We start from the raw sequence: 21,158 nt of genomic DNA, 5'->3' as shown, positions 1-21,158 counted from the left end.
CCCGCGCCGACGCCACCGAAGGACCCCCGTGCCGCACATTCCGACCCGGCCGACCACGCCGCCGACACCGCCCATGCCCACCGTGTCCACCATGTCCGCCGTGCCCGCCGCACCGGCCACCGATCTGAAGCGGCGAATCGTCGACAGGTTCCACGAGGTCAACGGCGTCCATCCCATGACCGAGGCCGATGACGCCTACGTCAGCGGGCAGTTCGTCGCCCTGGAGCAGCTGTGCGAGGTGCGGGGCCGTGACGCCGACGAGGTCCGCCGACTGATGCTGGCAGGGCGCCTGCCGCTTCCCGGATATCTGCGCTCCGACGGCACCGAGATGGTGCCGGCCGACCTGTTCGGCCTCGCTGACGAGGCCGGGGGCGTCGATCTGCTGGAGGCGTGGTTCACCGCGCACTGGGCGGCCGACCCGGCCACCGGGCGGGCGGAGTGGGACGCGTATCTCAGCGGGCAGTACGTCTGTCTGCACACCGTGACCCCGGCCACCATCCAGCGCAAGGAGCAGCTGACGGCCGCGATCGAAGCGGCCATGGACGAGCCGGACGCCGGTTCGGCGCCGTGGTCCGCGCGTCTTCACGCCCTGGTCGACGAACTCGACGCTCTGGAACCGGCGTTCACCGCGTACGACCGCCTCCGGTTCGGCGGCCCGACCTCCCGGGACACCTGCGTCGACGCGATCCGCGCCCGCTACCCGCGCCGGTGACCCGGCGCCGGGCGAAGAATTTGGGAGGTGCCCACCGGCCGGACATGCTCTACTTCCGGGCGTGACACCCCGACACTGCTGCGAGACGATGACCCGCCACGTGAACATGCGCTGTGACCTGCACGACGACCCGTTCGACTGCCCGGACGCGCTGATCCGCTTCAGCGCCAAGTTCCAGGAGTACGGGCTGATCATCCACGACGGTGGAACGTCGAGCTCCTCGATCGAATTCTGCCCCTGGTGCGGAAACCGCCTTCCCGAATCTCAACGGGACCGCTGGTTCGAGGAACTGGAGCGGCGCGGGATCGACCCCTGGGAGGACGAGGTGCCCGCCGAGTTCGAGGACGAGCGCTGGCTGGCCACTTCCGAGAACGCCACGTCGTAGCGCCATGCCGGGGGCTGCCCGCCGGCTTCCGCCGCCCGACAGCCCCCGGCCGGCTCAGCCCTCGGCCGTGTGGGCCTCGACGTTGGCGATCATCCGGCGCAGCACCCTGAGCGCGGCCACGTACTCCTCGTCGCTGACGCCCTCGTGGACCACGGCGCGCAGCTCGGTCGCCAGTTCGCGCAGCCGGGTCCTGGCCGTCTCCCCCGCCTCGGTGAGGTACAGGCGCTGCCCGGCGCCGGACGAGTCGGACCGCTCCGACTCCTCCGACTCCTCCGACCCCTCCGACCCCTCCGACCTCAGCCAGGCACGGTGGATCAGCTGGTCCACGACCCGGCCGATGTCGTGCGGGCCGTCGGCGAGCGGGGTCAGCGCGGCGACGGTCTCCTCGCGGCTCGGTGCCTCCGGCCGGTACTTCACATGGTTGAGCACCCAGTACTGCGGCTGCGTCGCGTCGATCCTGGCCATCGCGTCCCGCAGGTGGCGGGTGACGGCGGCGTGCGCGAGGCCCGCCCAGTAGCCGACGGGCTGGGTGGCGAGCATGTCGTCGGCCGCGACCGGATCCGCCGGCGCCTGGTCGGTGGAGGGCGTGTCCATGCGTAAACCCGTCGTCGATTCCATGGCGGTGACGCTACCTTCGGGCCGCTCCGATGATCAATGCCGCCGGAACGGCCACCCCGCCGACCACCCCGCCGACCGCCCCACCGACCGCCCGACCAGCCTCCCGATCGGCCGCCCGCGTGACGCCCGGCGCCGTCCGGCCACCGGTCCCCTGCCCCGGTCCCGCCACGTCCTAGATTGCGCACGACCCGCCCGGTCAGGCCGGGCGTGAGGCGAGGGAGTCGTGGATGTCGGCCCAGCAGATCACACCGGCGACGAAGCAGGTGGCGATGACCCTCGCCGCGATCGCGGCGACCGCCGCCACCCCCCGTCCCTCGGGCGAGTCGGTCGCCGAGCAGTGCGCCCGGATGATCCTCGGCGTCAATCAGCAGCTCACCGTCCCCCTGCTCGCCACCCAGGGCGGCTGGAGCCTGGTGTGGGCGGCGCTGAGCGAGGACAACGCGAACATGGCGTACCTGGCCAGGACCAACGAACGCTTCAACCAGTTCGCCGTGGTGCTGCGCGGCACGGTCGCCGGCAGCGTGACGGATCTGCTGGAGGACCTGGACGTCGGCACGGTGGTCCCGTTCACCGCCCTCCATACGTCGTCGAACACGGCGCCGCCGTACGTATCCAAAGGCGCGATGGAGGCGTTCTGTCAGATCATGGCGATGAGCACGCAGGGAATCACCCTGGTGCAGGCCCTTGCCGGCGCCCTCGCCTCCGCCCCGCCGAACCCGACGGTCCTGGTGACCGGCCACAGCCTCGGCGGCGCTCTGGCCACCATGGTCGCCCCGCACCTGCGAACGCTGACCTGGCCCGGCTCCTCCGCCCCTGCCTTCGGGCTCTACACCTTCGCCGCCCCGACGGCCGGTGGCCCGGACTTCGCCAAGTACGTCTCGTCCGGTCTGTCCTGGGTGGTCAACGAGCGGTACGTCAACAACTACGACGTGGTGCCGCTGGCCTGGACGAGCGTCGACACGGCCAAGATCTGGTACCCGGACGGCGGCCCGGCGGCGGACTTCGACGCCAAGGCGGTGATCTCGGCGATCGCGGGGCTCCCCGGCCCCAACAAGTACGCCCAGCCCGGCCCTGCCATCCCGCTGAACCCGAACTACGACACCAAGAACACGGCCGTGATGCGCAAGTCCGTCCAGGACTTCATGGCCCAGGCCGCCCACCAGCACTCGAACGACGTCTATCTCCGGCTGCTCCAGGCGCCCGCCCTCCTCCCCGGCCCCGTGGTCACCGGGATCAAGCCGAACGCCGGGCAGGCCGGCTCCCAGATCACCATCTCCGGCAGCGGCTTCGCCGGGGGTGTCGCGATCGACTTCGGCCCGGTCGCGTACACGGGCACGACCATCGTCGAGGACGACAACACGATCACCGTCTGGGCCCCGCCCGGCATCGGGGTGGTCGACGTTCGGGTCACCACCCGCCTCGGCACCTCCCCCGCCGTGCCGACCGCCCAGTTCGCGTACGGCGGCCCGCCGCCCGTCCTGGTCACCGGCATCAATCCGACGCGTGGCAAGAGCGGCACCCAGGTCACCATCAGCGGCGTCAACTTCACCGCCGACGCCACGGTCTCCTTCGGCAGTGTGCAGGCCACCGGCGCCCTGGTCGCGCCGCCCGACACGATCACCGTGAACGCGCCGTCCGGGGTCACCGGCCCGGACAAGCCGTCGACCGTCAATGTCACCGTCCTGTCGAACGGCTACTCGTCGCCGTCGGGCCCAGCGGACGAGTACTCCTACCCGGACCCGGTGTCGGACGAGGAGCGGCGTCCGGAGGAGCGGTGACGGAGGGGGATGAGGGGGATGAAGGGGAGAGAGACGGAAAGGGGAGGGACGTCGGCGGACCGGCCGGCGTTCCTCCCCTTCTCACGCTGCCCTCAGCAGGACAGGTTGCCGCCGGCGTCGGTGCCCAGGATGCCGACGAACTTCTTGTAGAGGTTGATGCGGGAGTCGCGCTGGTCCGGGTTCTTCCCGTCGCACTCCAGCGCGCCGTTGATGCTGCGGATGGTCTCGCCGAAGCCCTTGTTGTTGACCATCGCGTCGTGCGGGGTCATCCGTCCGGCGCCGCTCTGGGTGTTCCAGAACCAGAGCCCGGTCTTCCAGGAGACGGCCGCGTCCTTCTCCACCTTGTACGGGTCGTGGAGCAGGTCGATGCCGAGGGCGTCGCCCGCGGCCTTGTAGTTGTAGTTCCAGCTCAGCTGGAGCGGTCCGCGCCCGTAGTACGCGGACTGTCCGGCCGGGCAGCCGTACGACTGCGACGCGTCGCAGTAGTGCGAGTAGTTGGCGGTGTTCTGCTCGACGACGTACTTCAGCCCGCCCGTCTCGTGGCTGACGTTGGCGAGGAAGGCCGCCGCCTCGCGCTTCTTGGTGGTGCTGTTGCCGCTGTTGGCGAACTTCGGGTACGCGCCCAGGGCGTTGATCAGCCCCTGATACGTGTAGAAGGAGTTCCGGCCCGGGAACATCTGGTTGAACTGGGACTCGCTGACCACGAACGACGCGGCGGAGGCCGGTGCCGTCTGGCCGGCCACGGTGAGAGTGCTCAGTACGGCGGCGGAGGCCGCCAGGGACAGGGCGCGGGCAAGCTTCATCGTTCCTCGGATTCCCTTCGGCGCGATGGCGGTTCGGGGGTGAAGCGCCGAGGGGATCCTGGTTGGCGCATCCGGGATTCATGTCACATGAAGCGTTGAATCGCCCTTTCAGGGGATATTCGCGTCAATGATCTGACGGACATTCGACAGGAGGGGCGGCTGTGGCGGCCATGGCACCCGTCGGGTAGGTCGCTCCCGCCGCACCCCTCACCCCCCTCGCGCCCCTCACCCCCCGCCGGGCTCCCTCACGGCGCGTCCTCGCGCGGCGGGCTGTCGTCGTTGCCACGGCGCAGGACCCGGGTGGGGCGGCCCGGGTTCCAGACCTGGAAGACGATCTCCTCGCCCTCGACGCGGGTGCGCACCACCTCGGCCGGCTCGGCCCGGAAGAGGTGCAGCGGTTCCGGCGCGCCGGACTCCCCCACGTACCAGGCGATCCGCTCCGGGTCGGTGATCTCGACCGCCCGCCCGGATACCCGGACGTCTCCGCCGCCCATGTCCGTGCCGTCCCCCGGGTTCGCGAGCAGCGCGAAGCGCGGATCGCGCCGCAGGTCACGCGCCTTGAGCGAGTTCACCATCATCCCGAGCCACAGCTCCCCGCCTCGGAAGTCGGCCTCGATGCCACTGAGCCGGGGCGAGCCGTCCGCGCGGAGGGTGGCGAGGACATGGTGGGTGTACTGCCCGAAGCGCTCCCGCACGGTGGCGGCGAGTCCGGGGTCGGCCGCCTCGAAGGCGGACCAGTTGATTCCGGTGTCTTCCATGCGTTCAGGAAACACGGGAATCCCGACACCCTCCGTCGGGATTGCGCGGACTGTACGAGCGACGTCACCCGGGGGAGGTCGCGGACGCCGACACGCGGCCCTCCGCCGCCGCGACCAGCGGGCTGAGGCAGGCTTCGCCGGCTCGGTCAGGTCGGTCGGGGCCACCAGGGCGGCCGGGACGGCCAGGGCCTGTGACCAACCGGGGCGGTCAGGGCCGGACTATCCCCTCGGCCCGGGCGGCGGCGAGCCATGAGGGAAACTCGGCGACGAGACGGTCGTACAGCTCCTCGTCCGGCATCCGGCGCGGGTCCTTCCCGGCGTGGAAGAAGCCGGCGTTGTCGACCAACCGCTTCGCCGGCACCGGCAGTTCGTCCAGCTTGCGCAGGAAGTCGAGCTGTCGGCTCTCCGGGTCGCCGAACCCGATGAACTGCCAGAACATCGGCAGCCGTGCCGCCTTGCACAGGTACCGCTCGGCGGCGGGCCTGCTGGTCGGCCCGCCGTCGGTCTGGAAGACGACGAGCGCGGGCGCGGTCGCCCCGCTGTCGAGGTAGTGGTCGATGACCGCGTCCATCGCCACGTGATAGCTGGTCCTGCCCATGTGCCCGAGTCCGGCCACGATCCGCTCGATCCGCCCCTCGTGGTCGTCGAGCGCGATCTCCGCCTGGGCGTCGATGTCCGTGGAGAAGAACACCACCGGCACCCGCCCGTCGTCGTCGAGGTGCGCGGAGAGCCCGAGGACGCGGTCGGCGAGCGCCTGCACGGTGCCGTCGGCGTAGTACGGGCGCATGGAGCCGGAGTAGTCGACAACGAGGTAGACGGCGGCCCGCTGCCCCTCCATCCCGTGCCTGCGGAGCGAGTCCCCCGCCTTCTTGTACAGGCTGACCAGCGCGGGCGCGCGCTCCTCGACCTTGCGCAGACTCAGGACCACGACCGGGTCCTCCTCTCTCTCGCGTACCGTCCGCCGAGCGTACGGGACCGGCCGACGGGGGCGCGCGGCCATGGCGTCCGCCGGACTCCGCCGCACCGCTCATGGGTACAACAGCCCAGTTCCAGGCCCTTGTTAACCTCACCGCATGACAACACGGGGGTTCGGCATACGGGGCGGCCGGGGCGCACGGAAGGCCGGCGGCGCGGACGCGGGCCCTCAACGCGCTCTGATCGTGGCCAGTTTCATCAACCGGGTGGGCAACGGCCTCTTCAACACCGCCTCGATCCTCTACTTCACCCTCGTGGTCCATCTCCCCGCCACCCAGGTCGGATTGGGCCTGACGATCGCCGGTCTCCTCGGCCTGGCGGCCGGGATTCCGGCGGGCAATCTGGCCGACCGGTACGGCCCCCGCACCATCTGGCTGGCGGCCTTCGCCATCCAGGCCGTCGCGATGACGGCCTTCGTCTTCATCGACAGCTGGCTCGTCTTCACCCTGGTCGCCACCGTGGACCGGCTGGCCGCCTCGGCCGGCGGCGCCGCGGGCGGCGCGGTCATCGCACAGGCGAGCGGCGAACGCCCCGCCGCCTTCCGCGCCAAGCTCCGTACGTACGTCAATCTCGGCGTCGTCCTCGGCACCCTGGGCGCGGCGGTCGCCATCCAGCTCGACACCCGCCCCGCGTACACCGCGCTGATCCTCGCCAACGCCGCCAGTTTCGCCTTCGCCGGGCTGGTCGCCTTCCTCGGCGTCCCGAACTACCGGCCGCTGCCCAAGCCCAAGGGCCACCGCCAGTGGTCCGTCCTCGCCGACCGGCCGTACGTGTCCTTCGTCGCCCTCTACAGCGCCATGGGCCTGCAATACCAGACCGTCTCCCTGCTCCTGCCGATCTGGCTCACCTCCCACACCGACGCGCCGCGCTGGACGGTGGCGGCGGTCTACGCGGTCAACAACGGCGTGTGCCTGCTGCTCCAGAGCAAACTCGGCTCCAAGGTGGAGACCCCGCGCCAGGGCGGCCGCGCCTTCCGCCTCGCCGGGATCCTGTTCCTGGTGAGCTGCCCGCTGATGGCGCTGTCCGCCGACGTACCGTCGTGGGTCGCGCTCGTGCTCGCCCTCCTCGCCGTGGTCATCCACAGCATCGGCGAGGTGTACGAGTCCTCGGGCGGCTGGACGCTCGCCTTCAGCCTCGCCCCGGACCACGCCCAGGGGCAGTACCAGGGTTTCTTCGGCACCGGCTTCAACGCGGGCCAGGCCCTCGCCCCCGCGTTCCTCACCGGCGTGGTCCTCGCGCTCGGACACCCGGGCTGGATCCTGCTCGCCGTGCTCTTCGCGGGCGTGGGCGCGGCGGGCCCGCCGGTGGCCGCGTGGGCCGAGCGGACCCGCCCGGGGCAGACGGACGCGGGCGCGGCAGCGGATGCAGGAGCGGGCGCGGACGCGGAGGGACCCGGGGAGGGGCGACAGGGTGAGTCGTCGCTGACGGAGGCGGACCGCTGACCCGCTCCCGGTTCGGGGGCGGGTCAGCGGTCGTACTTACGGCCAGGCGATATGGTCAGGCGCCGAGCCGGCCGTCCTTGACGCCCGCGACGAACGACGAGAACGCGGCAGCGGAGACGCAGAGGGACGGCCCGTCGGGCACCTTGGAGTCACGGAGGTGGGCGGCGGCGATGCGGGAAGAGACTTCGACGCAGTCGCCTCCGTTGGAGCTGTACGAGGACTTGAACCAGTCGGCGGCGACTTCCACGCAGTCGCTTGTGGCACTGCTGTACGAGGACTTGACCCATTCGGCAGCGACTTCGACGCATTCACTGGTCGTGCCGCTGTAGGAGGACTTGAACCAACGCAGGGACTCGGTCATCGGGGATGCCCTTTCGAACCTGTGCGGGACACGGATTCAGCCTGGGACCGATGCTAGTGGCGGAAGACGGGGGTGGTCACGGGGTAGCGGGCCGCCATGGCCTGATGACGAGCCCGGCGCCCCGAGCCGTGATCGCCGCCGTCGTCCTGGCGGTCATCCCAGGCCGAACCAGGGCAGGCACTCCGTCAGCCCCTCCACCGTCACGGGGAACGGTTGGTGCTCTTGCCACCGTTCGGCGGTGAGGCGGAGCCGGCGCATGACGGCCAGCTCGCCGCGTACGGCATGACGCTCGACGCCGTCCTCGCGATAGCCGAGCTTGTGCGAGACGCCCAGCGAGGCCGCGTTGAATGCCATCGCCGCGGAGACGGCGTGCTGTGCGCCGAGGCCGGCGAAGGCCAGGTGGAGGGCGGCCGTACGCATCTCGGTCCCGAGGCCCTGGCCCTGATGGGTCCGGCCGAGCCAGGAACCCGTTTCCACCTCCCGGCGGACCGAGAAATCCCGGGCGCTGATGCCCTGCGTGCCGACAACGATCCCGTCGCGGACGGCCACCAGGTTCAACTCCCAGTCCTCCGGCCGCCACGCACTCCAGCGGTGCCAGTGGTACTGGAGGACGCTCCGGGCTCGCTGCTCGGGCCCGACATCCGTCCACGCCGCGGTGAAGGGCTGCACCTCCGGGTCGTGCACACCTTCGGCTGCCAGCGCGGCCAGCCCGGCGAGATCGTCCAGGTTCGGCAGCCGCAGTTCCAGGCGTGGAGTGGTCAACCGTAAGCCCGCGAGAGGCCAGTGCGTCAGCAGGGTCATGGCCCGGATTCTTCTTGCCCCAGCCCCTCACGACCACCGGATTTCCAAGAGGAAGCCCTGCCCGCCCCAGAGCGGGGCGAGGCAGGGCTGCTTGTTGCCGGTTACGCGCCGAGCCGACCGTCCTTGACGCCCGCGACGAACGACGAGAAGGCGACGGCGGAGACGCTGAACGACGGCCCGTCGGAGACCTTGGAGTCACGGACGGGGACAGTGCCGCGCGAGGCGACGAGGTTGGTGGCGACCTCGACGCAGTCACTATTGGTGTTGCTGTAGGAGGACTTGAACCATCGAGGGGATGCGGTCGTCACAAGGTGCCCTTTCGTACCTGCTCGATCATGGCCGCGGAGTCTGCCTGCGAGAGGCATTCAGCCTGAAGCTGATGGTAGGCCGTCAGGATGGGCATGACGGAGGCGATTTCACGGTCCACATGGCCCTGGGCATGCGATTCCGTGTACGAGACCATGGACCGGTCCGGCAACGTCAGTAGGTTGACCGGAAGGCTGAACGGCCTCCGCTCCCCCAGTGCGTAGGGCGCCATCTGGAGCATGGTGTTCGGCATGCGGGCGAACTCGACCAATCGCCTGAGCTGCCCGTCCATGACCTCCGGGCCGCCGACCGGACGCCGGATGCAACTCTCGTCCATCACCACGAGGAGCATGGGTGGGTGCTCCCTCGCCAGCCCCTCCTGCCGCTGCGCAAGGAACGCGACACCCTCATCCGCCTGTTCTTGGGTGAAGGAACCCCGCTCGACATGACCGTTGGCCAGTGCCTGCGCGTACGCCGGTGTCTGCAACAGCCCGGGAATGACCCCGATCTGGAACAACCGGATCTCCACGGCACGCGCCTCGTAGTCCACGTACTCCGGGAAGCCCTCCAGCAGGATGCCGTGCCGCATCTCGTGCCACGACCGTTCAAACGAATCGGCCGTGTTCGCGGTGCCGCAGACCTGATCCGCCTTCCGCGCAAAAGGAAGGGTTGGCGGTTTGCGCGCAGTTTCGACGGCGGAGATGTGCTGACTGGAACACCCGATCCGTTCGGACAGGTCTTCCTGCTTCCAGCCCCGACTTTCCCGCACTCTGCGCAGTTGTGCGCCGAAGGCGGCCCGGGGGCTGCTCTCCGGCTGCAATTCCTTGAGGTTGGCCACAACTTGTCCTTCGGTTCTCGCCAGTTGAAGGAGCTTCCGACTCTAAGCCACTCTGGCGACGCCTCGTAGTGAATCCACTACAGAAAGGAACGGGTGATGGCCGAACACACGCCCCAAACAAGCCCACAGCCTGCGACGATGCCCCCCGTCGGCTCCTACATGGTCGATACCCGCATGGCGACAACTCGCCCCGGCCGGGTGATGGATTACGAAAACGGCCACGTCGTCCTGCGCCCTGTGACCGGCGGAACCGAATGGACCGCCCCCACCACGGACCTCCGCCCGCCCACCGAAACCGAAGCCGAACGCATCCGCGTCCTCACCACCCCCGTCCCCCCGGTGGTGAAACCGTGACCAGCCGAATAGAACCCCCCACCGACCACGGACTCCGACGCCACCCCCAGCCCTCCCCCGGCTGCACGGTCTGCGCCCTCCTCGCCGCATGGTTCACCCACTACACGGCCCACGGACCCCACCACGACGAATCGGCGGCCGTCGACTGCGCCGTCGAAATCCGCAACCACCCCCACGACCCACCCAAAATGACCCTCAAACGCTCCTTACCCCCGACCCCCCACACAACCCGCTGATGTGGCGCACCACCACAGCCGTCCTCGCCACCGCAGCCTGGATCATCCTCATCACCACACTCCTCACCCACCCATAAGACCCCCGCCCCGCCCGGCCTCCACCCCGGACGGGGCGGGCCACATCCACCCCCGGCCAGGAACACGGCGGCACGGCAGGCGAGGGCGCGACGGGCGGCGCGGTTGCCGATGATCGTTCATTACCAGGGTTTCTCCTACGAGTTGTTGCATGCTGCGGATTCGCCACCTAGGTTCGTTCGCAGGCTATGAGGTCCCTGCACAGAGAGGCTGTGCGGCGGACCGAGGCACGTTTCGGAGGATGACCGCTCCATGTCCCAAGATTCCGCCGCCGCGCTGACGGCACCCACCCGGCTCGAAGACGTCAAGGGGTGGTTCTGGGCCGTCGACCAACTGCTCTTCGACTGGTTCCTGAAGAAGCAGAACGACGACCCCGACACGCGGGGCGATCTCCTGGAGATGGGCGCCTACATGGGCAAGAGCGCCATTCTCATAGGGTCGTACCTCCAGTCCGGCGAACGGTTCACGGTGTGCGACCTCTTCGACGCGCCCGCGCCGGACGCGTCGAACCTGGTGGAGATGGAGACCTCGTACTCCACGCTCACGCGCCGCGCCTTCGAGGCCAACTACCTCGCGTTCCACGACGAGTTGCCGACCATCGTCATGGCGCCGACCTCGGTCGTGACCGAGGAGGTGAAGGCGGACAGCTGCCGGTTCATCCACATCGACGCCTCGCACCTGTACGAGCACGTGCACGGTGACATCGCCGCCTCCCGCGCGGTGGCGACGGAGGGCGCCGTGGTCGTCTTCGACGACTACCGCTCCGAGCACTGCCCGGGTGTGGCGGCGGCGGTCTGGGGCGCCGTGGCCCGCGACGGCCTCCAGGTGATCTGCGTGACCGGCTCCAAGCTGTACGCCACGTGGAGCGACGCGGAGCCGCTGCGCGAGGAAATGCTGGCCTGGCTGGCGACCCGCGAGGACCTGTGGCACGGCGTGGAGGAGGTGGCCGGCGCACCGCTGATACGCATAGGCGGCAAGCGCGCCATAGCCCCGGCGCTGCCGCAGTCCCGCTACAAGGCCCCGGAGCCGGCCCCGGTCCCCGTCGCCCCGAAGCCCACCCCCGCGCCCGCCCCGAAGCCGGCGCCCAAGCCCGCCGTGGCCGCCGCGCGCCGTCCGCAGTCGAAGGTCAGGAAGCTGGCCAAGGACGTGCTGCCGCCCATCGTCACCCGCGCGATCGTCGCCCAACGCCGTTCCCGCTGACGCACCTGTCCCACCTGCCCCACGAAGCCGCCGCACGCCCGTGCCCTTGAGGTCCGGCCGTCCGGCGGCTTCGCGCCTTCCCGGGAGCCGGTTCACCCTCGGGATCAGCTCGTCCTGTGTCCTGCGGAACAGTGCGACTGGTGCAGGTGACCAGCGGCTACAGACTGCGCGCGGAGATCGTCTACGAGGCCCTTCACGGGGGCAGAACTCTCGCGCTCGATAGCTTCGAGATTCCGTCCACTGCCCCCGGCCCCGGCCCCGGCCCCGGCCCCGGAAGCACCGTCGGCTCGGCCCGACCGCCTTGACGATCGGACCGGGCCGACGACACTTCGCGTCGGGTGGGCTACTCGGCGAGCCGCCGCGTGGCCTCGTGCTCGGCCTGGCTGCGCTCGACGCAGAATTCATTACCTTCAGGGTCCGTGAGAACGGCCCAGCCCGTACCGTCCGGGCGGCGACGGTCGTCGACGAGCGTGGCGCCGAGGGCGATGACGCGCTCCACCTCCTCGTCGCGGGTGCGGTCCAGGGGGCGGAGGTCAAGGTGGATGCGGTTCTTCACCGTCTTGCCCTCCGGGACCTGGAGGAAGAGGAGGCTGGCACCGGGCGAGTCCACCACGGCCTCGGGGGCGCCGGGCTTGTCGTCCTCGGCGAGCTTGGCATCGAGGACCCGGGCCCAGAAGGAGGCCAGGGTGTAGGCGTCGGAGCAATCGATGGTGACGTGGCGTACGAGAGAAGACATGGGGTCACTATCGCCCGCCCGGAAAGCCCCCGGCCACTCCACATCGAACGCGAGATCGGCCGCCACTCGCCCGCAGCCGGGAGCCCCACCTTCCCTACCGCGTTTGGTTCGGCGGCGGCGAGGACGGCATCGGCGGAACCGGCGGCGTCCGGTGTCCCGTCGCGTAGGGGTTGCCGGTCGGAGGCATGTGACCCTGCGGCGCCGCATACGGGTTCCCGGCCGGCGGGCCGTCCTGGTGCGGCAGGTGGCCGTACCCGGACAGGGGCGCCGGGTGGTCGCCCAGGCGGATGCCGTGGCGGCTGCGCAGGCGCTTCATCTCCAGCAGGGCGATCGCCGTGACCGTGACCGGCGCGCCCAGGATGAAGACGATGCCCATGGTGAGGCTGAGGCCGTGCAAGTCGCCGCTGACCAGGTCCGGGATCGCCACCAGCCAGGTCGTCACGGTGGCGAGCAGCGGCGGCAGGCAGCGGTGGACGGCCGCCGTGCCGAAGAAGTTCCCGGACACGTGCATGGCACCGATGGCCACGAACACGGTGAGCCACAGCCCCACCAAGAGGCACAGCAGTCCCACGAGGAAGCCACTGCCGTTGACCATCCGCCAGGTCGTCACCATCAGCACGACCGAGCCGATGAAGAGCAGCAGCAGCTTGAGCGAGTTGAAGAGCGGGGTGCGCAGGTGGCGGCCGACGGCTCCGGCGCGGCGCCGCCACACGAGGAGCATCACGCCGACCGTCAGCGGGGTAAGCACGAGCAGGACGAGACTGGCCGTCAGCACGTTCTCCAGCATCTCGTCGAAGGCGAAGCCGCCCTCCACGAAGGTGTAGACGCCGACCGCCGTGATCGCGCCGGCGATGACCCGGGCGCGCTTGAGGCTCTCCACGGTGGGGTCGACGCCCTCGGGCACCCAGGCGGGGTGGAAGACCGCCCTCGCCACGGTCTTGGGGTTACGGAACGACGCCACGTCCAGCCGCTCGCTGAGCCACCGCCCCCGCCCCGGCGCCCGCCCCTGCCCCTGCTCCCCCGTCTGCACGTACGTGAACCGGTGCTCGTGCCCGTCGTTCAACTCGCCGTCCCCCATCCCTCGGCCTGTCAAGATCGTCGGCGAGTCTACAAAAGAGGCCACCGCCCGCCCAATGGCCCCCTTCTCCCAGCTCAGCGCCCGAATGACAGGGGGGCGAAAGGGACTTGCCGACGCGGGCGCCCGCTCGCGCGCGAACTCGGGAGACGGTCCGCAGCGCGCCCCGTACCGTCGTGGTCATGGCCTTCCACACGCCGTATCGCCCCCTCGACGTCACCGTCCCCTTTCCCGAGCTGATCCCGTGGGCCCGCACCGGCACGCGGCTGCACCCCCGGCCCGGCGCGCCGACCGCCGGGGAGAGTTCGGTGGGCGGGCCGCTGCTGTGGCCGGCGGGCGAGGCGTGGCCGGTGTGCGCGGAGCACGGGCGGGTGTCCGGGTTGGCGCCGGACCGGGTGCGGCGCCACCGGCGGATCCTGCGGGAGGTCCGGCAGCGGCCGCGTACGGAGGACGGGCGGCCCGCCTACACCGCCGAGGAGCGAGCCGAACTCGACGAACTGACGCGCACCGAGGGGCGGCCGGACCGTCACGACGGCGGGCCGCTGCCGCTGCTCGCTCTGGCCCAGTTGTACGTACGGGACGTCCCGGATCTGGCGCCGTTCGCCCCGCCCGGGACGGATCTGCTCCAGGTGCTGTGGTGCCCCTTCTACGAGCACGAGGACGGGCCGTTCGCCCACTGGTGCCCGTACACCCGACTCTTCTGGCGACGGGCGGCGGACGTGACGGATCCGCTCGCCGTCATGCCCGAGCCGGGTGTCGTGGGCCGCGAGTACTACGTGCCGGAGCCCTGCGTCCTGCATCCCGAGCAGGTGACCGAGTATCCGTACGCCGACTATCTGCCCGCCGGACTCGTCGCGCGCATCGACGCCTGGGAGGACGAACTCATCGCACGGATGGGCGGCTTGGCTCCCGGCTATCAGTACGACCTGTCCCTCGCGCCCGGTTGGAAGGCCGGCGGGTGGGAGTCGTGGCACAGGACCGATCTGGTCCGGGTGTTCTGCGACGCCTGCGGAACGGAGATGCGGGTGCTGCTGACCATCGACACGTACGAGAAGAACCGGCCGGACTGTAGTTGGGAGCCGTTCGACCTGCTGGGCGGGGCGACGGGGATCAGAGTCGGACGGGACGGCGAATACCGCGCCTTCGTCTGCCCCGCCGACCCGGCCCACCCGCACCGGATGCGCCTCCAGTAGCCCGCACCGCACCGGGCCGTCCCGCACCGCACCGGGCCGTCCCGCACCGCCCCGCCCAGAACAGTCCGCGCCCCCTACCGCCCGCACCCGGAAACCGACAGCGACCGTACGCGCCGCCGACGGCCGCATGCCCAGCCCACCACGAAGCTTCGCGCACCCGCACCACTAGCGCCGCGGCGCCCGCCCAGGTCGTCCTTGGTCGGGGACAGTTCGGGCGAGCGCCGCGCTCAGTTCCGCACGTCGTTGTACGGGACGATTCAGGGGCCCCGGGTCCGGGGCGGTGGGTCAGACCGTCAGCGCGCGGTCCGTGGGGCGGATCGGGGCCGGCAGCGAGCTGGCTCCGGTCAGGTGCCGGTCGACCGCGCGGGCAGCGGAACGGCCCTCGGCGATGGCCCATACGATGAGCGACTGGCCGCGGCCGGCGTCGCCGGCGACGAAGACGCCATCGACGTTGGTGGCGAAGTCCTTGTCACGGGCGATGTTACCGCGTTCGTCAAGGTCGAGACCCAGCTGCGCGACGAGTCCATTGGCGGTGTCCGTGCCGGTGAAGCCCATCGCGAGGGTGACGAGCTGGGCGGGGATCCGCCGCTCGGTGCCGGGCTTCTGAACCAGCTTGCCGTCCGCGAACTCGACCTCGACGAGGTGCAGGAACCGCACATTGCCGTCCTCGTCGCCCTCGAAGTGGGTGGTGGAGACGGAGTAGACCCGCTCGCCGCCCTCCTCGTGGGCCGAGGTGACCTTGTAGAGCATCGGGAAAGTCGGCCAGGGCTGGCCTTCGCTGCGCTCCTCGCCCGGCCGGGGCATGATCTCCAGCTGGGTGACGGAGGCCGCGCCCTGGCGGTGGGCGGTGCCGACGCAGTCGGCACCGGTGTCGCCGCCGCCGATGACGACGACGTGCTTGCCCTCGGCGGACAGGGGGGTGGTGACGTAGTCGCCCTCCTGCACCTTGTTGGCGAGCGGCAGGTACTCCATCGCCTGGTACACACCGCGCAGTTCGCGTCCCGGCACGGGCAGGTCGCGGGCGGTGGTGGCGCCGGCGGCGACGACGACGGCGTCGAAGCGCTTGCGCAGATCGGTCGCGGTGAGGTCGCGGCCGATCTCGATGCCGGTACGGAACTTGGTTCCCTCCGCCCGCATTTGCTCGATGCGGCGGTTGATGTGCCGCTTCTCCATCTTGAACTCGGGGATGCCGTACCGCAGGAGACCGCCGACGCGGTCGGCCCGCTCGTACACGACGACCGTGTGCCCGGCCCGGGTGAGCTGCTGGGCGGCGGCGAGACCGGCCGGGCCGGAGCCGACGACGGCGACGGTCTTGCCGGACAGCCGCTCGGGCACCTGCGGCCGTACGCCGCCCGCGTCCCAGGCCCGGTCGATGATGGAGACCTCGACGTTCTTGATGGTGACGGCCGGCTGGTTGATGCCGAGCACACAGGCCGCCTCGCAGGGGGCGGGGCACAGCCGGCCGGTGAACTCCGGGAAGTTGTTGGTGGCGTGCAGCCGCTCGGAGGCGGCCTCCCAGTCCTCGCGGTAGGCGTAGTCGTTCCACTCGGGGATGAGGTTTCCGAGCGGACAGCCGTTGTGGCAGAACGGGATGCCGCAGTCCATGCAGCGGCCGGCCTGCTTGCCGATGATGGGCAGCAGAGAGCCGGGGACGTAGACCTCGTTCCAGTCCTTGACGCGGGTGGCCACCGGCCGGGTCGGGGCGATCTCGCGCCCGGTGGTCAGGAAGCCCTTGGGGTCAGCCATGGGTCGCCGCCTCCATCATCTTCTCGGTGGTCTCGGCCTCGGAGAGACCGGCGAGCTCGGCGGCGTCCTTGGCGGCGAGCACGGCCTTGTACGTGGTCGGGATGATCTTGCTGAAGCGGGTCGCGGCGGTGTCCCACTCGGCGAGCAGCTTCTCGGCGACCGTCGAGCCGGTCTCCTCGTGGTGACGGCGGACGATCTCGCGCAGCCGGTCGGTGTCGGCGGCGGTCGGGGTCTCGACGGCGGCGAGGTTGCCGGGGTTGACGCGGCCGTGGTCGAGGTCGACGACGTAGGCGACGCCGCCGGACATGCCGGCCGCGAAGTTGCGGCCGGTCTCGCCGAGGACGACGGCCGTACCGCCGGTCATGTACTCGCAGCCGTGGTCGCCGACGCCCTCGGACACCACCAGGGCACCGGAGTTGCGGACGCAGAAGCGTTCGCCGGTGCGGCCCCGCAGGAACATCTCGCCGCCGGTCGCGCCGTACGCGAGGGTGTTGCCGGCGATGGTGGAGTACTCGGCGAGGTGGTCGGCGCCCCGGTCCGGGCGGACCACGATCCGGCCGCCGGACAGGCCCTTGCCGACGTAGTCGTTGGCGTCGCCCTCCAGGCGCAGGGTGATGCCGGCGGGCAGGAAGGCGCCGAAGGACTGGCCGGCGGAGCCGGTGAAGGTGATGTCGATGGTGTCGTCGGGCAGGCCCGCGCCGCCGAACCGCTTGGTGACCTGGTGGCCGAGCATGGTGCCGACGGTCCGGTTGATGTTGCGGATGGCGATCTGGGCCCGGACGGGGGCGGCACTCTCGGCGGAGGGCGCGTTCAGGGCCTCGGCGGCGAGTTCGATCAGCTCGTTGTCGAGGGCCTTCTCCAGGCCGTGGTCCTGCGGGACGAGGGCGTGGCGGACCGCGCCGTCGGGCAGGTCGGGGACATGGAACAGCGGTGCCAGGTCGAGCCCTTGGGCCTTCCAGTGGGTCACGGCCTGGCTGGTGTCCAGGAGTTCGGCGTGGCCGACGGCCTCCTCCAGGGTGCGGAAGCCCAGTTCGGCGAGGATCTCGCGGACCTCTTCGGCGATGAACTCGAAGAAGTTGACGACGAATTCAGGCTTTCCGGAGAACCGGTCGCGCAGCACCGGGTTCTGGGTGGCGATGCCGACCGGACAGGTGTCGAGGTGACAGACGCGCATCATGACGCAGCCGGAGACGACGAGCGGCGCGGTGGCGAAGCCGAACTCCTCGGCGCCGAGGAGGGCGGCGATCACGACATCGCGGCCGGTCTTCAGCTGGCCGTCGGTCTGGACGACGATCCGGTCGCGCAGACCGTTGAGCAGCAGCGTCTGCTGGGTCTCGGCGAGGCCCAGCTCCCAGGGGCCGCCCGCGTGCTTGAGGGACGTCAGGGGCGAGGCGCCCGTACCGCCGTCGTGGCCGGAGACGAGGACGACGTCCGCGTGGGCCTTGGACACACCGGCGGCGACGGTGCCGACGCCGACCTCGGAGACCAGCTTCACATGGACGCGGGCCTCGGGGTTGGCGTTCTTGAGGTCGTGGATGAGCTGGGCGAGATCCTCGATGGAGTAGATGTCGTGGTGCGGCGGCGGGGAGATCAGGCCGACGCCGGGGGTGGAGTGCCGGGTCTTCGCGACCCACGGGTAGACCTTGTGGCCGGGCAGCTGGCCGCCCTCGCCGGGCTTGGCGCCCTGGGCCATCTTGATCTGGATGTCGTCGGCGTGGACGAGGTACTCGCTGGTGACGCCGAAGCGGCCGGAGGCCACCTGCTTGATCGCGGAGCGGCGCTCCGGGTCGTACAGCCGGTCGGAGTCCTCGCCGCCCTCGCCGGTGTTCGACTTGCCGCCGAGCCGGTTCATGGCGATGGCGAGGGTCTCGTGGGCCTCGCGGGAGATGGAGCCGTACGACATGGCGCCGGTGGAGAAGCGGCGGACGATGTCGGCGGCCGGCTCGACCTCGTCGAGAGGGATCGGGGTACGGCCTTCGGCGGCGAAGCCGAACAGGCCGCGGAGCGTCATCAGCCGCTCCGACTGCTCGTTGACCCGGTCGGTGTACTTCTTGAAGATGTCGTACCGCTTGGTGCGAGTGGCGTGCTGGAGCCGGAAGACGGTCTCCGGGTCGAACAGGTGCGGTTCACCCTCGCGCCGCCACTGGTACTCGCCGCCGATCTCCAGGGCGCGGTGCGCCGGGGCGATGCCGGAGGCGGGGTACGCCTTGGCGTGGCGGGCGGCGACCTCCCGGGCGACGACGTCGATGCCGGCGCCGCCGATCTTGGTGGTCGTGCCGTTGAAGTACGTCTCGACGAAGGCGGTGTCGAGACCGACGGCCTCGAAGACCTGGGCGCCCCGGTAGGAGGCGACCGTGGAGATGCCCATCTTGGACATGACCTTCAGGACACCCTTGCCGAGGGCGTAAATCAGATTGCGGATGGCCTGCTCGGGCTCGATGTCCGTGATGAACGTCCCGGCCCGGACCAGGTCCTCGACGGACTCCATGGCGAGGTACGGGTTGACGGCGGCGGCGCCGTACCCGATGAGCAGGGCCACATGGTGGACCTCGCGGACGTCGCCGGCCTCGACGAGCAGCCCCACCTTGGTGCGCTGCTTGGTGCGGATGAGGTGGTGGTGCACGGCGGCGGTGAGCAGCAGCGAGGGGATCGGAGCCTGCTCGGCGTCGGAGTGCCGGTCGGACAGGACGACGAGGCGGGCGCCGGCGGCGATCGCCGCGTCGGCCTCGGCGCAGATGTCGCGGATCCGGGCGGCGAGCGCGTCGCCGCCGCCGGAGACCCGGTAGAGACCGGAGAGCGTGACGGCCTTCATGCCGGGCATGTCGCCGTCGGCGTTGATGTGGACGAGCTTGGCCAGCTCGTCGTTGTCGATGACGGGGAAGGGCAGGGTGACGCTGCGGCAGGACGCGGCGGTCGGGTCGAGCAGATTGCTGCCCGGGCCGAGCGAGGAGCGCAGCGAGGTGACCAGTTCTTCCCGGATGGCGTCCAGCGGCGGGTTGGTGACCTGCGCGAACAGCTGGGTGAAGTAGTCGAAGAGGAGACGCGGGCGCTCGGAGAGGGCGGCGATCGGCGAGTCCGTACCCATGGAGCCGATGGGTTCGGCGCCGGTGCGGGCCATCGGGGCGAGGATGACGCGCAGCTCTTCCTCGGTGTAGCCGAAGGTCTGCTGGCGGCGGGTGACCGAGGCGTGGGTGTGCACGATGTGCTCGCGCTCGGGGAGGTCGGAGAGCTCGATCTCGCCGGTCTCCAGCCACTGCTCGTACGGCCGTTCGGCGGCGAGAGCGGCCTTGATCTCGTCGTCCTCGACGATGCGGTGCTCCGCGGTGTCGACGAGGAACATCCGGCCGGGCTGGAGGCGGCCCTTGCGGACGACCTTTGCGGGGTCGATGTCGAGGACGCCGACCTCGGAGGAGAGGACGACGAGACCGTCGTCGGTGACCCAGTAGCGGCCGGGGCGCAGACCGTTGCGGTCGAGGACCGCGCCGACCTGGGTGCCGTCGGTGAAGGTGACGCAGGCGGGGCCGTCCCAGGGCTCCATCATCGTGGAGTGGTACTGGTAGAACGCGCGCCGGGCCGGGTCCATCGAGCCGTGGTTCTCCCACGCCTCGGGAACCATCATCAAGACGGCGTGGGGCAGCGAGCGGCCGCCGAGGTGCAGCAGCTCCAGGACCTCGTCGAAGGAGGCGGAGTCGGAGGCGTCCGGGGTACAGACCGGGAAGACGCGCTCGACGCCGCGGCCGTCCGGGCCGGTGCCGAAGACGTCGGAGGCGAGCTGCGCCTCGCGGGCCGTCATCCAGTTGCGGTTGCCCTTGACCGTGTTGATCTCGCCGTTGTGGGCGACGAAGCGGTACGGGTGGGCGAGCGGCCAGCTCGGGAAGGTGTTGGTGGAAAACCGCGAGTGGACCAGCGCGAGGGCGGTGGCGAAGCGGGGGTCGGACAGGTCCGGGAAGAAGGGCTCCAGCTGGCCGGTGGTCAGCATGCCCTTGTAGACGAGGGTGCGGGCGGAGAGCGACGGGAAGTACGTCCCGGTCTCGCGCTCGGCGCGCTTGCGCAGCACGAACGTCTTGCGGTCGAGGGCGATGCCGGTGGCGGGGCCCGTGGGGGTGCCGTCGGCGCCTGTGGCGGTGCCGGTGGCGCCGGTGCCGGTGGCGCCGGTGCCGGTGGCGCCGGTGCCGGTGCCGGCGCCGGTGCCGTCCGCGACGAAGAGCTGGCGGAAGACGGGCATGGTGGCGCGGGCGGTGGCGCCGAGCAGTTCGGGGGCGACGGGGACGTCGCGCCAGCCGAGCACGGTCAGGCCCTCCTCGGCGGCGATCGCCTCGATACGGGCGGCGGCCGGGGCGGGGTCCTCGGCGGACAGGAAGGCGATGCCGACGGCGTACGCCCCGGCCTCGGGCAGCTCGAATCCGGCGACCTCGCGGAGGAACGCGTCCGGGACCTGAAGCAGGATGCCGGCGCCGTCACCGGAGTCGGGCTCGGAGCCGGTGGCGCCGCGGTGTTCGAGATTGCGCAGGACGGTCAGCGCCTGCTCGACCAGCTCGTGGTCGGCCACACCGGTGAGGGTGGCCACGAACCCGACACCACAGGCGTCGTGTTCGTTGCGGGGGTCGTACAGCCCCTGAGGGGCGGGGCGACCGTCCAGGGGCGACCAGGCGTGGGTACGCATCGGCTCTCCCGTCGTCGTCGTGGCATATGCAGCAGCCGAGGGACGACGTTGGCCCTCCGCGAAAGTTCGTGCAGGTTACATGATGGCTTTCTTCTCGCCAGTC

19 protein-coding genes are annotated in these 21,158 nt (G+C 70.7%); 7 read left to right on the top strand and 12 right to left on the bottom strand.

The features are described 5' to 3' along the window. Positions 1 to 91 precede the first annotated feature (91 nt). The gene (locus ACGFRB_RS08100) at positions 92 to 712 is read left to right on the top strand and encodes a DUF6058 family natural product biosynthesis protein (protein ID WP_393240441.1); all 621 of its coding nucleotides are present in this window, start codon (positions 92 to 94) and stop codon (positions 710 to 712) included. Positions 713 to 773: 61 nt separating this feature from the next. Further along, on the top strand, positions 774 to 1,097 hold the full coding sequence (locus ACGFRB_RS08095) for a DUF6980 family protein (protein WP_393240438.1): 324 nt from the start codon (positions 774 to 776) through the stop codon (positions 1,095 to 1,097). Between the two features lie 54 nt (positions 1,098 to 1,151). On the opposite strand, the gene ACGFRB_RS08090 is transcribed toward ACGFRB_RS08095, so the two are convergent. Continuing rightward, complete coding sequence (locus ACGFRB_RS08090) at positions 1,152 to 1,715, bottom strand: MarR family transcriptional regulator (protein WP_393240435.1); 564 nt, start codon at positions 1,713 to 1,715, stop codon at positions 1,152 to 1,154. Between the two features lie 227 nt (positions 1,716 to 1,942). Here ACGFRB_RS08090 and ACGFRB_RS08085 point away from each other — a divergent pair, with 227 nt between their 5' ends. Then, positions 1,943 to 3,493: an IPT/TIG domain-containing protein gene (locus tag ACGFRB_RS08085; RefSeq protein WP_393240432.1), complete on the top strand. Its 1,551-nt coding sequence runs from the start codon at positions 1,943 to 1,945 to the stop codon at positions 3,491 to 3,493. A 92-nt stretch (positions 3,494 to 3,585) separates the two neighbouring features. On the opposite strand, the gene ACGFRB_RS08080 is transcribed toward ACGFRB_RS08085, so the two are convergent. The 3 genes from ACGFRB_RS08080 to ACGFRB_RS08070 form a co-directional block, all read right to left on the bottom strand. Continuing rightward, positions 3,586 to 4,296, bottom strand: a complete 711-nt coding sequence (locus ACGFRB_RS08080) for a chitinase (protein ID WP_393240430.1) — start codon at positions 4,294 to 4,296, stop codon at positions 3,586 to 3,588. Positions 4,297 to 4,541: 245 nt separating this feature from the next. Continuing rightward, positions 4,542 to 5,054 (bottom strand): pyridoxamine 5'-phosphate oxidase family protein, encoded by a 513-nt coding sequence (locus ACGFRB_RS08075; RefSeq protein ID WP_363011841.1) that lies wholly within the window; start codon positions 5,052 to 5,054, stop codon positions 4,542 to 4,544. A 208-nt stretch (positions 5,055 to 5,262) separates the two neighbouring features. Then, positions 5,263 to 5,982, bottom strand: coding sequence for a vWA domain-containing protein (locus ACGFRB_RS08070; protein ID WP_393240427.1), 720 nt, complete (start codon positions 5,980 to 5,982; stop codon positions 5,263 to 5,265). A 145-nt stretch (positions 5,983 to 6,127) separates the two neighbouring features. Here ACGFRB_RS08070 and ACGFRB_RS08065 point away from each other — a divergent pair, with 145 nt between their 5' ends. Then, on the top strand, positions 6,128 to 7,471 hold the full coding sequence (locus ACGFRB_RS08065; RefSeq protein WP_393240424.1) for an MFS transporter: 1,344 nt from the start codon (positions 6,128 to 6,130) through the stop codon (positions 7,469 to 7,471). A 55-nt stretch (positions 7,472 to 7,526) separates the two neighbouring features. On the opposite strand, the gene ACGFRB_RS08060 is transcribed toward ACGFRB_RS08065, so the two are convergent. The 4 genes from ACGFRB_RS08060 to ACGFRB_RS08045 form a co-directional block, all read right to left on the bottom strand. Next, entirely contained in the window at positions 7,527 to 7,832 is a 306-nt protein-coding gene (locus tag ACGFRB_RS08060; protein WP_393240421.1) for a DUF397 domain-containing protein, read from the bottom strand. A gap of 153 nt (positions 7,833 to 7,985) precedes the next feature. Next, positions 7,986 to 8,633, bottom strand: coding sequence for a GNAT family N-acetyltransferase (locus ACGFRB_RS08055; RefSeq protein ID WP_393240419.1), 648 nt, complete (start codon positions 8,631 to 8,633; stop codon positions 7,986 to 7,988). Between the two features lie 101 nt (positions 8,634 to 8,734). Continuing rightward, positions 8,735 to 8,941, bottom strand: a complete 207-nt coding sequence (locus ACGFRB_RS08050; protein WP_393240416.1) for a DUF397 domain-containing protein — start codon at positions 8,939 to 8,941, stop codon at positions 8,735 to 8,737. Beyond that, entirely contained in the window at positions 8,938 to 9,777 is an 840-nt protein-coding gene (locus ACGFRB_RS08045) for a helix-turn-helix transcriptional regulator (protein ID WP_393240413.1), read from the bottom strand. Before ACGFRB_RS08045 ends, ACGFRB_RS08050 begins: the two co-directional genes overlap by 4 nt. A gap of 96 nt (positions 9,778 to 9,873) precedes the next feature. Between ACGFRB_RS08045 and ACGFRB_RS08040 the strand changes: the two genes are divergently transcribed. Together ACGFRB_RS08040 and ACGFRB_RS08035 are read left to right on the top strand one after the other, a co-directional pair. Then, entirely contained in the window at positions 9,874 to 10,131 is a 258-nt protein-coding gene (locus ACGFRB_RS08040) for a hypothetical protein (RefSeq protein WP_393240410.1), read from the top strand. Between the two features lie 563 nt (positions 10,132 to 10,694). Next, the gene (locus tag ACGFRB_RS08035; protein ID WP_393240407.1) at positions 10,695 to 11,642 is read left to right on the top strand and encodes a class I SAM-dependent methyltransferase; all 948 of its coding nucleotides are present in this window, start codon (positions 10,695 to 10,697) and stop codon (positions 11,640 to 11,642) included. A gap of 343 nt (positions 11,643 to 11,985) precedes the next feature. Here ACGFRB_RS08035 and ACGFRB_RS08030 read toward each other — a convergent pair whose 3' ends face one another. Continuing rightward, positions 11,986 to 12,378 (bottom strand): VOC family protein, encoded by a 393-nt coding sequence (locus ACGFRB_RS08030; protein ID WP_393240405.1) that lies wholly within the window; start codon positions 12,376 to 12,378, stop codon positions 11,986 to 11,988. A gap of 94 nt (positions 12,379 to 12,472) precedes the next feature. Then, positions 12,473 to 13,345 (bottom strand): hypothetical protein, encoded by an 873-nt coding sequence (locus tag ACGFRB_RS08025; RefSeq protein ID WP_393240615.1) that lies wholly within the window; start codon positions 13,343 to 13,345, stop codon positions 12,473 to 12,475. Between the two features lie 290 nt (positions 13,346 to 13,635). On the opposite strand from ACGFRB_RS08025, the gene ACGFRB_RS08020 reads away from it, so the two are divergent. Then, a complete protein-coding gene (locus ACGFRB_RS08020) occupies positions 13,636 to 14,646 on the top strand; it encodes a hypothetical protein (protein WP_393240403.1) in 1,011 nt (336 codons plus the stop codon). A 285-nt stretch (positions 14,647 to 14,931) separates the two neighbouring features. On the opposite strand, the gene ACGFRB_RS08015 is transcribed toward ACGFRB_RS08020, so the two are convergent. Together ACGFRB_RS08015 and gltB are read right to left on the bottom strand one after the other, a co-directional pair. Beyond that, positions 14,932 to 16,392, bottom strand: coding sequence for a glutamate synthase subunit beta (locus ACGFRB_RS08015; protein ID WP_393240401.1), 1,461 nt, complete (start codon positions 16,390 to 16,392; stop codon positions 14,932 to 14,934). After that, on the bottom strand, positions 16,385 to 21,055 hold the full coding sequence (gene gltB, locus ACGFRB_RS08010) for a glutamate synthase large subunit (protein WP_393240399.1): 4,671 nt from the start codon (positions 21,053 to 21,055) through the stop codon (positions 16,385 to 16,387). Before gltB ends, ACGFRB_RS08015 begins: the two co-directional genes overlap by 8 nt. Positions 21,056 to 21,158 lie beyond the last annotated feature (103 nt).

This window comes from Streptomyces sp. NPDC048718 (genome assembly GCF_043198875.1).
Classification (GTDB): domain Bacteria; phylum Actinomycetota; class Actinomycetes; order Streptomycetales; family Streptomycetaceae; genus Streptomyces.
Note: the sequence above shows the minus strand (reverse complement) of the source record. Positions and strands in the feature narration are given on the sequence as shown.

Coding starts and splice junctions, on each gene's coding strand:
- ACGFRB_RS08100 (WP_393240441.1), top strand. CDS start 92: ATGTCCGCCGTGCCCGCCGCACCGGCCACCGATCTGAAGCGGCGAATC.
- ACGFRB_RS08090 (WP_393240435.1), bottom strand. CDS start 1,715: ATGGAATCGACGACGGGTTTACGCATGGACACGCCCTCCACCGACCAG.
- ACGFRB_RS08085 (WP_393240432.1), top strand. CDS start 1,943: ATGTCGGCCCAGCAGATCACACCGGCGACGAAGCAGGTGGCGATGACC.
- ACGFRB_RS08080 (WP_393240430.1), bottom strand. CDS start 4,296: ATGAAGCTTGCCCGCGCCCTGTCCCTGGCGGCCTCCGCCGCCGTACTG.
- ACGFRB_RS08075 (WP_363011841.1), bottom strand. CDS start 5,054: ATGGAAGACACCGGAATCAACTGGTCCGCCTTCGAGGCGGCCGACCCC.
- ACGFRB_RS08065 (WP_393240424.1), top strand. CDS start 6,128: ATGACAACACGGGGGTTCGGCATACGGGGCGGCCGGGGCGCACGGAAG.
- ACGFRB_RS08060 (WP_393240421.1), bottom strand. CDS start 7,832: ATGACCGAGTCCCTGCGTTGGTTCAAGTCCTCCTACAGCGGCACGACC.
- ACGFRB_RS08055 (WP_393240419.1), bottom strand. CDS start 8,633: ATGACCCTGCTGACGCACTGGCCTCTCGCGGGCTTACGGTTGACCACT.
- ACGFRB_RS08040 (WP_393240410.1), top strand. CDS start 9,874: ATGGCCGAACACACGCCCCAAACAAGCCCACAGCCTGCGACGATGCCC.
- ACGFRB_RS08035 (WP_393240407.1), top strand. CDS start 10,695: ATGTCCCAAGATTCCGCCGCCGCGCTGACGGCACCCACCCGGCTCGAA.
- ACGFRB_RS08030 (WP_393240405.1), bottom strand. CDS start 12,378: ATGTCTTCTCTCGTACGCCACGTCACCATCGATTGCTCCGACGCCTAC.
- ACGFRB_RS08020 (WP_393240403.1), top strand. CDS start 13,636: ATGGCCTTCCACACGCCGTATCGCCCCCTCGACGTCACCGTCCCCTTT.
- ACGFRB_RS08015 (WP_393240401.1), bottom strand. CDS start 16,392: ATGGCTGACCCCAAGGGCTTCCTGACCACCGGGCGCGAGATCGCCCCG.
- gltB (WP_393240399.1), bottom strand. CDS start 21,055: ATGCGTACCCACGCCTGGTCGCCCCTGGACGGTCGCCCCGCCCCTCAG.